We start from the raw sequence: 13,156 nt of genomic DNA, 5'->3' as shown, positions 1-13,156 counted from the left end.
ACCTGCGGAATTGAGTGACAACCCATGCCAAAACGTACAGACATTAAAAGCATCCTGATTCTCGGCGCTGGCCCGATCGTTATCGGCCAGGCCTGTGAATTCGACTACTCCGGCGCCCAGGCTTGCAAAGCCCTGCGCGAAGAGGGTTACCGCGTCATCCTGGTGAACTCCAACCCGGCCACCATCATGACCGACCCGGCCATGGCCGACGCTACCTATATCGAGCCGATCAAGTGGCAGACCGTTGCCAAGATCATCGAGAAAGAGCGTCCAGACGCGCTGCTGCCGACCATGGGTGGCCAGACGGCCTTGAACTGCGCACTGGATCTGGAGCGCGAAGGCGTTCTGGAAAAGTTCGGCGTGGAAATGATCGGTGCCAATGCTGACACCATCGACAAGGCCGAAGACCGCTCGCGTTTCGACAAGGCAATGAAGGCTATCGGCCTTGAGTGCCCGCGCTCCGGTATCGCCCACAGCATGGAAGAAGCCAACGCAGTGCTCGAGAAGCTCGGCTTCCCGTGCATCATCCGTCCGTCCTTTACCATGGGTGGCACGGGTGGCGGTATTGCTTACAACCGTGAAGAGTTCGAAGAAATCTGTGCCCGTGGTCTGGACCTGTCGCCGACCAAGGAACTGCTGATCGACGAGTCGCTGATCGGCTGGAAAGAGTACGAGATGGAAGTGGTCCGCGACAAAAAGGACAACTGCATCATCGTCTGCTCCATCGAGAACTTCGACCCGATGGGCGTGCACACCGGTGACTCGATCACCGTTGCTCCAGCACAGACCCTGACCGACAAGGAATACCAGATCATGCGCAACGCCTCGCTGGCGGTGCTGCGTGAGATCGGCGTTGAAACCGGTGGTTCCAACGTTCAGTTCGGCATCTGCCCGAATACCGGTCGTATGGTCGTGATCGAGATGAACCCGCGGGTATCGCGTTCTTCGGCCCTGGCGTCGAAAGCCACCGGTTTCCCGATCGCCAAGATCGCTGCCAAGCTGGCCATTGGTTACACCCTGGATGAGCTGCAGAACGACATCACTGGCGGTCGTACCCCAGCGTCTTTCGAGCCGTCCATCGACTACGTCGTGACCAAGCTGCCGCGTTTCGCCTTCGAAAAATTCCCGAAAGCTGATGCCCGCCTGACCACCCAGATGAAATCCGTGGGTGAAGTCATGGCGATTGGTCGCACCTTCCAGGAATCTCTGCAGAAAGCACTGCGCGGTCTGGAAGTCGGTGTATGTGGCCTGGATCCGAAAGTCGATCTGGCTTCGCCGGAAGCTGCAAGCATTCTCAAACGCGAGCTCACCGTTCCAGGCGCCGAGCGTATCTGGTACGTGGCTGACGCCATGCGTTCGGGTATGACTGTCGACGAAATCTTCGACCTGACCATGATCGACCGCTGGTTCCTGGTACAGATGGAAGACCTGATCAAGGAAGAAGAGAAGGTCAAGACCCTGGCGCTGTCGGCTATCGACAAAGACCTGATGCTGCGCCTCAAGCGCAAAGGCTTCTCCGATCAGCGTCTGGCCAAGCTGCTGGGCATTACCGACAAGAACCTGCGTCGTCACCGCCACAAGCTTGAAGTGTTCCCGGTCTACAAGCGCGTTGACACCTGCGCCGCCGAGTTCGCAACTGATACCGCCTACCTGTACTCGACCTATGAGGAGGAGTGCGAAGCCAATCCGTCGACCCGTGACAAGATCATGATCCTCGGTGGCGGCCCTAACCGTATCGGTCAGGGTATCGAGTTCGACTACTGCTGCGTACACGCGGCATTGGCTCTGCGTGAAGACGGGTACGAGACCATCATGGTCAACTGCAACCCGGAAACCGTTTCCACCGACTACGACACCTCCGACCGCCTGTACTTCGAGCCGCTGACGCTGGAAGACGTGCTGGAAGTGGTGCGGGTCGAGAAGCCCAAAGGTGTCATCGTCCACTACGGCGGCCAGACCCCGTTGAAACTCGCTCGCGCCCTGGAAGAAGCCGGCGTACCGATCATCGGTACCAGCCCTGATGCCATCGACCGCGCTGAAGACCGTGAGCGTTTCCAGCAGATGGTTCAGCGCCTGAACCTGCTGCAGCCGCCAAACGCCACCGTGCGCAGCGAAGACGAAGCCATCCGTGCTGCCGGTGTGATCGGTTACCCGCTGGTGGTGCGTCCTTCCTACGTGCTGGGCGGTCGCGCCATGGAGATCGTCTACGAACTGGACGAGCTCAAGCGCTACCTGCGTGAAGCGGTGCAAGTGTCCAACGACAGTCCGGTACTGCTTGACCACTTCCTCAACTGCGCCATCGAGATGGACGTGGATGCGGTCTGCGACGGCACTGACGTGGTTATCGGTGCGATCATGCAGCACATCGAACAGGCGGGTGTTCACTCCGGTGACTCGGCGTGCTCGCTGCCGCCTTACTCGCTGCCAGCCCATGTTCAGGACGAAGTCCGTGAACAGGTCAAGAAAATGGCCCTGGAGTTGGGCGTTGTCGGCCTGATGAACGTCCAGCTGGCCCTGCAGGGTGACAAGATCTACGTGATCGAGGTCAACCCGCGTGCTTCGCGTACCGTGCCATTCGTTTCCAAGTGCATCGGTACGTCCCTGGCGATGATCGCTGCGCGCGTAATGGCTGGCAAATCGCTCAAGGAAATCGGCTTCACCAAGGAAATCATTCCTAACTTCTACAGCGTCAAGGAAGCGGTGTTCCCGTTCGCCAAATTCCCGGGTGTTGACCCGATCCTCGGCCCAGAGATGAAATCCACGGGTGAAGTCATGGGTGTGGGCGATAGCTTCGGTGAAGCCTTTGCCAAAGCCCAGATGGGTGCCAGTGAAGTGCTGCCGACCGGCGGTACTGCGTTCATCAGCGTGCGTGACGACGACAAGCCACAGGTGGCCGGTGTCGCTCGTGACCTGATCGCCCTGGGCTTCGAGGTGGTTGCCACTGTCGGCACTGCCAAGCTGATCGAAGCGGCTGGCTTGAAAGTGCGCCGCGTGAACAAAGTGACCGAAGGTCGTCCGCACGTGGTCGACATGATCAAGAACGACGAAGTGTCGCTGATCATCAACACCACCGAAGGTCGTCAGTCGATCGCTGACTCCTACTCAATTCGTCGCAATGCGTTGCAGCACAAGATCTACTGCACCACCACCATTGCGGCCGGTGAAGCTATCTGCGAAGCGTTGAAGTTCGGTCCGGAAAAGACCGTTCGCCGCTTGCAGGATCTCCATGCAGGACTCAAGGCATGACTAAATACCCAATGACCGTCCAGGGCTTCAAGGCCCTGGAAGAGGAGCACGCCTTTCTGAGCAAGGTCGAGCGTCCACGCTTGAGCCAGGCTATCGGTGAGGCGCGCGAGCTTGGTGACCTCAAGGAAAACGCCGAATACCACGCTGCTCGTGAAGAGCAGGGCATGGTCGAGGCGCGTATCCGTGACATCGAAGGTCGTCTGCAGAACTCGGTGGTGATTGACGTCACCACCATCGCTCATACCGGCAAGGTGATCTTCGGTACTACCGTTGAAATCGCCAATGTCGAGACTGACGAGAGCGTGAAGTACAAGATCGTTGGCGAAGATGAAGCTGATATCAAGGCCGGCAAATTGTCGGTCGGCTCGCCCATTGCCCGCGCCTTGATGGGTAAGGAAGAGGGTGACGTGGTAGCGGTTAAAACGCCTAGCGGTCTGGTTGAGTACGAGATTGTCGAAGTCGCACATATCTGATCGTCGCCGCGGCTTTGCCGCGGCCACGGTAATCTGGCAACTGACTCAGGTGTTCTGGGTCGGTGGCCTGTGGATGTTGCATTTCGGTCTGCTGCCGGCGTTGGGCAAGATAGGCCTGGCACCATTGCTGATCGAAGATATCGGCAGCCTGATGGCATCACTACTGGTGGCGTTTGCGGCGTTTTGCGCGGGCGTACAAAGTGTGGTGCTGGTTCAGGCGCAGGGCTTGTCCAGTATTTGGCGGGACGTGCGTGGTCAGCTACTGCTAATGGCGATGCTGGCGTGTGTGGCGTATTTCGCCGTGCGCGTGGGATTGCCTCAGGAACTGCGCTGGCAATTGTTCTGCTATCTGGTGCTGGGCTTGACCGGCTTGTTGCTGGTCATGCAGCCCGTGCCGGGCAGGGCGCGCCAGGCGCGCCACTGACCGGGGCGAACATCACTTGTAGCGATGGATGTTCGAAAGCTGCTTGTTTGGCTGTGGGTTGCGGCGGTAGATCAGCGCTTTTTTGCCGATGGTCTGTACCAGTTCGGCGCGACCGGCCTTGCACAGTGCAGCGATTGCGGCAGCACGTTCTTCACGATCTTCCGAGCGAATCTCTACCTTGATCAACTCGTGATCAGCCAGAGCGCGTTCGAGTTCGGCGATAACGCCCTCAGTCAGCCCATTGCCTGCCACAATCAGAACTGGTTTCAGATCGTGGCCAATGGATTTGTACTGTTTCTTCTGCTCGTTATTGAGCGGCATAATCTGACCCTTGTGTCTGATTCTGTAAAAATGGCGGCCATTTTACCCGAGGGCCCGTGGATCCGCCCAGTTAATCACGACCCTAATCATCGAGGTGCCCAGTGGCGCGTTCCAAGACAAGCCTTGGCTGGCTAAAAGAACACTTCAACGATCCTTACGTCAAAAAGGCGCAAAAGGACGGATATCGCTCGCGTGCGAGCTATAAATTGCTGGAAATTCAGGAAAAGTACCGGATTATCCGCCCAGGTATGAGCGTAGTCGACTTGGGTGCAGCCCCAGGTGGCTGGTCTCAGGTCACCAGTCGTCTGATTGGTGGTCAGGGCCGGTTGATTGCATCGGACATCCTGGAAATGGACAGCATTCCGGATGTGACCTTTGTTCAGGGTGACTTCACGCAGGATGAAGTGCTGGCTCAGATTCTCGAGGCGGTAGGTAATTCACATGTGGACCTTGTGATTTCCGATATGGCCCCCAATATGAGTGGTACGCCTGCTGTGGATATTCCCAAGGCCATGTTTCTCTGCGAACTGGCCCTTGATCTGGCGACCCGGGTACTCAAGCCGGGTGGCGATTTTCTGATCAAGATCTTCCAGGGCGAAGGTTTCGACGTTTATCTGAAGGACGCTCGTCAGAAATTCGACAAGGTCCAGATGCTTAAACCTGATTCATCGCGTGATCGCTCCCGTGAGCAGTACTTGCTGGCGCGGGGCTATAAAGGCGAGTAAGGCTTCAGGCCGGTGGCTTTCAGGGTATTCGATAGTTTTTTCCAATCGGATGTCATGCCTGACCTGGACGAACATCGTGTAGTCTAGGTTTCACAAAGGGTTACAGACGGCGCCTGCAGATGTGTAGGTTATGTAGTAAGTTAAGCCGGTGAATATCATGCGAGGCACGGCTGCGCCGTCAGCCGGCTTCAGAGGGTAGCTAATTGAACGATATGGCAAAGAACTTGATCCTGTGGTTGATCATCGCAGCCGTCCTGGTGACGGTGATGAACAACTTCTCCAGCCCGAATGAGCCGCAGACCCTCAACTATTCCGACTTCATTCAGCAGGTCAAGGATGGCAAGGTCGAGCGCGTTGCGGTCGATGGCTATGTCATCACCGGCAAGCGAACCGATGGCGACAGCTTCAAGACCATCCGTCCGGCAATTCAGGACAATGGCCTGATCGGTGACCTGGTCGACAATCACGTTGTGGTCGAAGGCAAGCAGCCTGAGCAGCAGTCCATCTGGACGCAACTGCTGGTGGCAAGCTTCCCGATCCTGGTGATCATTGCTGTATTCATGTTTTTCATGCGCCAGATGCAAGGTGGTGCAGGTGGCAAGGGCGGGCCGATGAGTTTCGGCAAGAGCAAGGCGCGCCTGTTGTCGGAAGATCAGGTCAAGACCACCCTGGCCGATGTCGCAGGTTGCGATGAAGCCAAGGAAGAAGTCGGTGAGCTGGTCGAGTTCCTGCGCGATCCGGGCAAGTTCCAGCGCCTGGGTGGCCGTATTCCCCGTGGCGTGTTGATGGTCGGTCCTCCGGGTACCGGTAAAACCTTGCTGGCCAAGGCAATTGCCGGCGAAGCCAAGGTGCCGTTCTTCACCATCTCCGGTTCGGACTTCGTCGAAATGTTCGTTGGTGTGGGTGCCAGCCGTGTTCGCGACATGTTCGAACAGGCCAAGAAACACGCCCCTTGCATTATCTTCATCGACGAGATCGATGCTGTTGGTCGTCACCGTGGCGCCGGCATGGGTGGTGGTCACGATGAGCGCGAGCAGACGCTCAACCAGTTGCTGGTTGAGATGGACGGCTTCGAAATGAACGACGGTATTATCGTCATCGCTGCCACCAACCGTCCTGACGTACTCGACCCGGCACTGCTGCGTCCTGGTCGTTTTGACCGCCAGGTTGTGGTCGGACTGCCGGATATCCGCGGTCGTGAGCAAATCCTCAAAGTACATATGCGCAAAGTGCCGGTCGGCGAGAACGTCAATCCAGCTGTGATTGCGCGTGGTACGCCTGGCTTCTCCGGCGCCGACCTGGCCAACCTGGTCAACGAGGCGTCGCTGTTCGCTGCGCGTGGTGGCAAGCGCGTCGTCGAAATGAAAGAGTTCGAACTGGCCAAAGACAAGATCATGATGGGCGCTGAGCGCAAGACCATGGTCATGTCCGAGAAAGAGAAGCGTAATACCGCCTATCACGAAGCAGGTCATGCCATTGTCGGTCGTGTCGTGCCTGAGCATGATCCGGTCTACAAGGTGTCGATCATTCCTCGTGGCCGTGCCTTGGGCGTTACCATGTTCCTGCCTGAGGAAGACCGTTACAGCTTGTCCAAGCGCGCGTTGATCAGTCAGATCTGCTCGTTGTATGGCGGCCGTATCGCCGAGGAAATGACACTTGGTTTCGACGGTGTAACCACCGGTGCCTCCAACGACATCATGCGCGCCAGCCAGATAGCGCGGAACATGGTCACCAAATGGGGCCTTTCCGAGAAACTGGGTCCGCTGATGTACGCCGAGGAAGAAGGCGAGGTGTTTCTGGGTCGCAGTGCCGGCTCCCAGCACGCCAGCGTTTCCGGCGAAACGGCCAAGCTGATTGACTCCGAGGTGCGCAGCATCATCGATCAGTGCTACGCCACCGCCAAGCAGATCCTCACCGATAACCGTGACAAGCTCGACGCCATGGCGGACGCCTTGATGAAGTACGAAACCATCGATGCCGAACAGATCGACGACATCATGGCCGGTCGTACCCCGCGTGAGCCGCGAGATTGGGAAGGTGGGTCAGGCACTTCGGGCACCCCTGCGCAACAGGGTGATCGTCCGGAATCGCCGATCGGCGGCCCAGCGGCACAAATCTAAGGGCTCTTATGACCTCACAGCAGTACCCAACCCGGTTGCCTTGCGGCAACCGGGTTCTTGATTTGTCCCGTACCCATGTCATGGGTATTCTCAATATCACGCCTGATTCCTTTTCCGACGGTGGCCGCTTCAACCAGCGGGATGCAGCCTTGCGCCATGCTCAAGCAATGGTCGCTGCCGGTGCCACCCTGATCGATATCGGTGGCGAATCCACTCGACCTGGCGCCCGTGCGGTTTCTGCGCTTGAAGAGCTCGAGCGGGTCGCGCCCATGGTCGAAGCGATCAATCGCGAGTTGGATGTCATTATCTCGGTCGATACCTCGACGCCCGCGGTCATTCGCGAGTCGGCCAGACTCGGTGCCGGATTGATCAATGACGTGCGCTCACTCAGTCGCGATGGTGCCCTCGATGCGGCTGCGGCAACCGGCTTGCCGGTTTGCCTCATGCACATGCGGGGCGAACCCGGCGATATGCAGGACAATCCGCATTACCAGGATGTCACCGCTGAAGTAGCGAGCTATCTTGAACAAAGGATGGCGGCCTGCGCGGCGGTGGGTATCGAGGCCGACAAGATCATCCTCGATCCCGGCTTTGGCTTTGCCAAGACGCTTGCGCACAACCTCAGCCTGTTCAAGCACATGGAAGCCCTCTATCGCCTGGGGCGGCCATTGCTGGTTGGTGTATCGCGCAAGAGTATGATCGGGCAGACCCTCGATCGTCCGGTCGAACAGCGGCTTTACGGCAGCCTTGCTCTGGCTGCGCTGGCGATGACCAAGGGTGCAAGCATCCTGCGTGTTCATGATGTCGCCGAAACCGCAGATGTAGTGCGAATGATTGCAGCGGTGCAAACCGCAGAATAAGTGTGATGGAGCATCTATGAGCAAAAAATACTTTGGGACCGACGGTATTCGTGGTCGCGTTGGTGAGTACCCGATCACCCCGGATTTCATGCTCAAGCTCGGTTGGGCGGCAGGCATGGCCTTTCGCAAGCAGGGTGCTTGCCGGGTGCTGGTTGGCAAGGACACGCGTATTTCCGGCTACATGTTTGAATCTGCCCTGGAAGCCGGTTTGTCTGCCGCCGGTGCAGACGTCATGCTCCTCGGGCCGATGCCAACGCCGGCTATTGCCTACCTGACCCGCACATTCCATGCTGAAGCAGGCATCGTTATCAGTGCCTCGCACAATCCTCATGACGATAACGGCATCAAATTTTTCTCCGGGCAGGGTACCAAGCTGCCGGACGATATCGAGCTGATGATCGAAGAGTTGCTCGATCAGCCGATGACCGTGGTCGAGTCGAGCAAGCTGGGCAAGGTTTCACGAATCAACGACGCTGCCGGGCGCTATATCGAATTCTGCAAGAGCAGCGTGCCGACCAGCACCGATTTCGCCGGACTCAAGCTGGTTGTCGACTGTGCTCATGGCGCTACCTACAAGGTTGCCCCAAGCGTGTTTCGTGAGCTTGGCGCCAATGTCACCGTGCTGTCGGCGCAGCCGGACGGCCTGAACATCAATGAGAACTGTGGATCGACCCATATCGAGTCGCTGCAGGCGGCTGTGTTGGTGGGGCATGCAGACCTGGGCATTGCCTTCGACGGTGATGGTGACCGGGTACTGATGGTCGATCACACCGGGGCCATTGTCGACGGCGACGAGCTGTTGTACATCATTGCTCGCGATCTGCATGAGCGCGACAAGCTCAAAGGCGGGGTGGTTGGCACCCTGATGAGTAACCTGGGTCTGGAGCTTGCGCTCAAGGATCTGGATATTCCGTTCGTGCGTGCCAAGGTTGGCGACCGTTACGTGATGGCCGAGCTGCTGGAGCGTGAATGGGTTCTCGGCGGCGAAAACTCGGGGCACGTCGTATGTTTCAGTCACACCACTACAGGTGATGCGATCATTGCAGCGTTGCAGGTGTTGATGGCCCTCAGGCGCCGCGGAGAGACCCTCGCACAGGCCCGCCAGTCGCTGCGCAAATGCCCGCAGGTGTTGATCAATGTGCGCTTTGGCGCAAGCAAGGTCGACCCACTGGAGCACCCTGCCGTGAAAGAAGCCAGTGCCCGGGTAACCGAGGAAATGGGTGGGCGTGGGCGCGTGTTGTTGCGCAAGTCCGGTACAGAGCCATTGGTGCGTGTCATGGTCGAAGGCGACGATGAAAACCAGGTTCGCGCGCACGCTGAAGCCCTGGCAAAACTGGTAAGTGAAGTTTGCGTTTGAAATACGCTTGCCAGCAGTGATCGGGTTGGGTAACATCTGCGCCCACTTTGACCGACGAGGTACAGCATGCGTCGCCGTATGGTAGCTGGTAACTGGAAGATGCACGGTACCCGCGCCAGCGTCGCTGAGCTGATCAAGGGCTTGAGTAATATGGCCCTGCCGAGCGGTGTTGAGGTCGCGGTGTTTCCTCCCTCGCTGTACATCAGCCAAGTGGTTGATGGGTTGCAGGGTAAGTCGATAACCGTTGGCGCTCAGAATTCTGCGGTACAGCCTGAGCAAGGCGCGTTGACTGGTGAAATTGCACCGAGTCAGTTAGCTGAAGCAGGTTGCGAGCTGGTATTGATTGGGCACTCGGAGCGCCGCCAGATCATTGGCGAGAACGACGAAGTTCTCAATCGCAAGTTCGCTGCAGCACAGGCTTGTGGTTTAAGGCCAGTGCTCTGTGTAGGGGAAACCCTCGAAGAGCGCGAAGCGGGAAGAACGCTTGAGATTGTAGGGCGTCAGCTGGGTAGCATCATCGAGCAGTTCGGTGTTGCAGCCTTCGCCAAAGCGGTGATTGCCTATGAGCCTGTATGGGCCATTGGTACAGGGCTGACAGCCACGCCACAGCAAGCGCAGGATGTGCACGCAGCCATCCGCGCCCAACTGGCGGCAGAGAATCCTGAAGTAGCACAGAATGTGCAGCTTCTATACGGCGGCAGCGTGAAGGCGGCCAATGCGGCTGAGCTGTTCGGCATGCCGGATATCGATGGGGGGCTCATAGGTGGAGCTTCCCTGAACGCAGACGAATTCGGTGCAATTTGTCGCGCCGCAGGAAACTGAAAAATGCTGGAAACAGTCGTAGTAGTTTTTCATCTGTTGGGCGCACTGGGTTTGGTAGTGCTGGTGTTGTTGCAACAGGGTAAAGGTGCGGAAGCGGGTGCATCTTTCGGCGCAGGTGCTTCAAATACTGTGTTCGGAAGCCAAGGTTCTGCTACCTTTCTTAGTAAGTTTACTGCTATACTAGCTGCCTCTTTCTTCTTAACTGCTCTTGGGTTAGGATACTTTGCTAAAGAGAAAGCTCATGAGCTGACTCAAGTAGGGTTGCCAGATCCAGCGGTACTGGAAGTGAAGCAGCAAAAACCGGCAACAGATGATGTACCGGTGCTCCAAGAGCAAAAGGGCGCAGCCACTAACACTGGCGATGTTCCTCCCGCTCAAGAGCAGAAGTAACGGGTTTCAAAGTAGTATTGCCGAGGTGGTGGAATTGGTAGACACGCAACCTTGAGGTGGTTGTGCCCATAGGGTGTAGGGGTTCGAGTCCCCTTCTCGGTACCAATTGAAACAAGATAGCCCGCTACAGCGGGCTTTCTTGTAGGTGGAGGTTAGATTGACCCTGATAGGGTTCGGTCGTATACTTTCGCCCCAGCTTTGTCGCGGGGTGGAGCAGTCTGGTAGCTCGTCGGGCTCATAACCCGAAGGTCGTTGGTTCAAATCCAGCCCCCGCAACCAGTATCAGCGGAGCCCCTATTTCAGGGGCTTTTTCTTGGCTGAACAGTCATAGCGCCGGTATTCAACGGCGTTTCAGGGATGGGCGCTTTGCCCATTTTTTATTTGCATAGCATGCACGAGGGGGTTCAGGTGTCGAGCAAGCTAGAACAGTTGCAGGCCTTGTTGGCCCCGGTGGTCGAGGCTCTTGGCTATCAATGCTGGGGGATCGAATTCATCTCTCAAGGCAAACATTCGGTACTGCGTATTTATATCGATAAAGAGGATGGAATCCTGGTTGATGACTGCGCGATTGTCAGTCGTCAAATCAGCGGTGTCCTTGATGTCGAAGATCCGATCAGTTCCGAATATACCCTTGAAGTGTCCTCTCCTGGCATGGAACGCCCACTGTTCACTTTGGAACAGTACGCTTCGCATGCCGGCGAACAAGTTAAGATCAAGCTGCGTACGCCCTTTGAAGGTCGTCGTAACTTTCAGGGCCTTCTCCGTGGCGTGGAGGAGCAGGATGTGGTCGTTCAAGTTGATGATCAAGAATTCCTGTTGCCGATCGATTCGATCGACAAGGCCAACATTATTCCCAGTTTTGACTGAGACGTGCCGGATCCCGCGGACCGCGCGGATCCAATGGCTTGCGAAAGGCGAGGCGTACGATGAGCAAAGAAGTACTGCTGGTTGTTGAGTCGGTATCCAACGAAAAAGGCGTACCGGCCGGCGTAATTTTTGAAGCGCTGGAAGTGGCTCTGGCCACTGCAACCAAAAAGCGTTTTGACGACGAAGTAGACCTGCGTGTGGAAATCAACCGCCACACCGGTAGCTACGAAACCTTCCGTCGTTGGACGGTCGTCGAAGAGGCGGATCTGGATGATCCAGCAATCGAAGTCTGGCCGGCGAAGATCAAGGATTCTCATCCTGAAGCTAAAGTCGGCGACGTAATCGAAGAGAAGATCGAATCGATCGAGTTCGGTCGCATTGCCGCCCAGACCGCCAAGCAAGTCATCGTCCAGAAGGTCCGTGAAGCCGAGCGTGCGCAAGTGGTAGATGCCTACCGCGAGCGTCTGGGCGAGATCATCTCTGGCACGGTCAAGAAGGTTACTCGAGACAACGTCATCGTTGACCTGGGCAACAACGCCGAAGCGCTGTTGGCCCGTGAAGACATCATCTCTCGCGAGACTTTCCGTGTAGGTGTGCGTCTGCGCGCCCTGCTCAAGGAAATTCGCACCGAGAACCGTGGCCCACAGCTGATCCTGTCGCGTACTGCGCCACAGATGCTGATCGAGCTTTTCCGCATCGAAGTGCCGGAAATTGCCGAGGGCCTGATCGAAGTTATGGCCGCGTCCCGTGATCCCGGTTCGCGCGCCAAAATCGCCGTACGCTCCAAGGACAAACGCATTGACCCACAAGGTGCCTGTATCGGCATGCGTGGTTCGCGTGTCCAGGCAGTGTCCGGTGAACTGGGCGGCGAACGTGTGGATATCGTCCTGTGGGATGATAACCCTGCGCAGTTCGTCATCAACGCAATGTCGCCGGCTGAAGTCGCGGCGATCATCGTCGATGAAGATGCCCACGCCATGGACATCGCAGTGGGCGCCGATAACCTGGCCCAGGCGATCGGTCGTGGCGGCCAGAACGTGCGTCTTGCCAGCCAGTTGACCGGCTGGACCCTGAACGTGATGACCGAGTCGGACATCCAGGCCAAGCAGCAAGCTGAAACCGGTGACATCCTGCGCAACTTCATCGACGAGCTGGAAGTCGACGAAGAGCTGGCCCAGGTGCTGGTCGATGAAGGCTTCACCAGCCTGGAAGAGATTGCCTACGTACCGTTGGAAGAAATGCTCAACATCGACGGCTTTGACGAAGAAATCGTCAACGAGCTTCGTGCTCGCGCCAAGGATCGCTTGTTGACCAAAGCCATCGCTACTGAGGAAAAGCTGGCAGACGCCCATCCGGCCGAAGACCTGCTCTCGCTTGAGGGTATGGACAAGGATTTGGCGATGGAACTGGCGGTGCGCGGCGTAGTTACCCGCGAAGACCTGGCCGAGCAGTCGATTGACGACCTGCTCGACATCGACGGCATCGACGAAGAGCGTGCCGGCAAGTTGATCATGGCCGCCCGAGCCCATTGGTTCGAGTAATTAGGCGCGG

Annotated in this window: 12 protein-coding genes and 2 tRNA genes; 13 read left to right on the top strand and 1 reads right to left on the bottom strand. The window is 57.4% G+C overall.

What is annotated here, in order from left to right:
• Positions 1–24 precede the first annotated feature (24 nt).
• The 3 genes from carB to V0R60_RS21455 are packed head-to-tail and all read left to right on the top strand — an operon-like array spanning position 25 to position 4,143.
• Positions 25–3,246 (top strand): carbamoyl-phosphate synthase large subunit, encoded by a 3,222-nt coding sequence (carB, locus tag V0R60_RS21465; protein ID WP_136474435.1) that lies wholly within the window; start codon positions 25–27, stop codon positions 3,244–3,246.
• Positions 3,243–3,719 carry a transcription elongation factor GreA gene (gene greA, locus V0R60_RS21460; RefSeq protein ID WP_136474436.1) on the top strand — a complete coding sequence of 159 codons (477 nt, stop codon included), beginning with the start codon at positions 3,243–3,245 and terminating at the stop codon, positions 3,717–3,719. The genes carB and greA overlap by 4 nt, the downstream gene beginning before the upstream one ends.
• Positions 3,697–4,143: an MFS transporter gene (locus tag V0R60_RS21455; RefSeq protein ID WP_178084170.1), complete on the top strand. Its 447-nt coding sequence runs from the start codon at positions 3,697–3,699 to the stop codon at positions 4,141–4,143. The genes greA and V0R60_RS21455 overlap by 23 nt, the downstream gene beginning before the upstream one ends.
• Before the next feature lie 12 nt (positions 4,144–4,155).
• Here the strand turns inward: V0R60_RS21455 and yhbY are convergent, their stop codons facing one another.
• Complete coding sequence (gene yhbY, locus V0R60_RS21450; protein WP_038606752.1) at positions 4,156–4,464, bottom strand: ribosome assembly RNA-binding protein YhbY; 309 nt, start codon at positions 4,462–4,464, stop codon at positions 4,156–4,158.
• A gap of 101 nt (positions 4,465–4,565) precedes the next feature.
• On the opposite strand from yhbY, the gene rlmE reads away from it, so the two are divergent.
• From rlmE to nusA, 10 genes are all read left to right on the top strand, one after another.
• Entirely contained in the window at positions 4,566–5,189 is a 624-nt protein-coding gene (rlmE, locus tag V0R60_RS21445) for a 23S rRNA (uridine(2552)-2'-O)-methyltransferase RlmE (protein WP_136474437.1), read from the top strand.
• Positions 5,190–5,401: 212 nt separating this feature from the next.
• Positions 5,402–7,309, top strand: coding sequence for an ATP-dependent zinc metalloprotease FtsH (ftsH, locus tag V0R60_RS21440; protein WP_136478869.1), 1,908 nt, complete (start codon positions 5,402–5,404; stop codon positions 7,307–7,309).
• Positions 7,310–7,317: 8 nt separating this feature from the next.
• Positions 7,318–8,169 carry a dihydropteroate synthase gene (gene folP / locus V0R60_RS21435; protein ID WP_330080695.1) on the top strand — a complete coding sequence of 284 codons (852 nt, stop codon included), beginning with the start codon at positions 7,318–7,320 and terminating at the stop codon, positions 8,167–8,169.
• A 16-nt stretch (positions 8,170–8,185) separates the two neighbouring features.
• A complete protein-coding gene (gene glmM, locus V0R60_RS21430) occupies positions 8,186–9,526 on the top strand; it encodes a phosphoglucosamine mutase (RefSeq protein WP_136474439.1) in 1,341 nt (446 codons plus the stop codon).
• Between the two features lie 66 nt (positions 9,527–9,592).
• Positions 9,593–10,348 carry a triose-phosphate isomerase gene (tpiA, locus tag V0R60_RS21425; RefSeq protein ID WP_330080696.1) on the top strand — a complete coding sequence of 252 codons (756 nt, stop codon included), beginning with the start codon at positions 9,593–9,595 and terminating at the stop codon, positions 10,346–10,348.
• A gap of 3 nt (positions 10,349–10,351) precedes the next feature.
• A complete protein-coding gene (gene secG, locus V0R60_RS21420; RefSeq protein ID WP_136474441.1) occupies positions 10,352–10,738 on the top strand; it encodes a preprotein translocase subunit SecG in 387 nt (128 codons plus the stop codon).
• Positions 10,739–10,757: 19 nt separating this feature from the next.
• Positions 10,758–10,843, top strand: a tRNA-Leu gene (locus V0R60_RS21415).
• 97 nt (positions 10,844–10,940) lie between these two features.
• Positions 10,941–11,017: transfer RNA gene (locus tag V0R60_RS21410), tRNA-Met, on the top strand.
• A gap of 129 nt (positions 11,018–11,146) precedes the next feature.
• Entirely contained in the window at positions 11,147–11,605 is a 459-nt protein-coding gene (rimP, locus tag V0R60_RS21405; RefSeq protein WP_168198507.1) for a ribosome maturation factor RimP, read from the top strand.
• Between the two features lie 59 nt (positions 11,606–11,664).
• On the top strand, positions 11,665–13,146 hold the full coding sequence (gene nusA, locus V0R60_RS21400; protein ID WP_136474442.1) for a transcription termination factor NusA: 1,482 nt from the start codon (positions 11,665–11,667) through the stop codon (positions 13,144–13,146).
• The last annotated feature ends 10 nt before the right edge of the window (positions 13,147–13,156 follow it).

This window comes from Pseudomonas auratipiscis (assembly GCF_036324085.1).
GTDB classification, from domain to species: Bacteria; Pseudomonadota; Gammaproteobacteria; order Pseudomonadales; family Pseudomonadaceae; genus Aquipseudomonas; species Aquipseudomonas auratipiscis.
The sequence above is the reverse complement of the archived record's forward strand: the minus strand, read 5'-3'. Positions and strand labels throughout refer to the sequence as shown.

Bases quoted from the DNA above. Each gene is read 5' to 3' on its own strand.
- carB (WP_136474435.1), top strand. From the start codon at position 25: ATGCCAAAACGTACAGACATTAAAAGCATCCTGATTCTCGGCGCTGGC.
- greA (WP_136474436.1), top strand. From the start codon at position 3,243: ATGACTAAATACCCAATGACCGTCCAGGGCTTCAAGGCCCTGGAAGAG.
- yhbY (WP_038606752.1), bottom strand. From the start codon at position 4,464: ATGCCGCTCAATAACGAGCAGAAGAAACAGTACAAATCCATTGGCCAC.
- ftsH (WP_136478869.1), top strand. From the start codon at position 5,402: ATGGCAAAGAACTTGATCCTGTGGTTGATCATCGCAGCCGTCCTGGTG.
- folP (WP_330080695.1), top strand. From the start codon at position 7,318: ATGACCTCACAGCAGTACCCAACCCGGTTGCCTTGCGGCAACCGGGTT.
- glmM (WP_136474439.1), top strand. From the start codon at position 8,186: ATGAGCAAAAAATACTTTGGGACCGACGGTATTCGTGGTCGCGTTGGT.
- tpiA (WP_330080696.1), top strand. From the start codon at position 9,593: ATGCGTCGCCGTATGGTAGCTGGTAACTGGAAGATGCACGGTACCCGC.
- secG (WP_136474441.1), top strand. From the start codon at position 10,352: ATGCTGGAAACAGTCGTAGTAGTTTTTCATCTGTTGGGCGCACTGGGT.
- nusA (WP_136474442.1), top strand. From the start codon at position 11,665: ATGAGCAAAGAAGTACTGCTGGTTGTTGAGTCGGTATCCAACGAAAAA.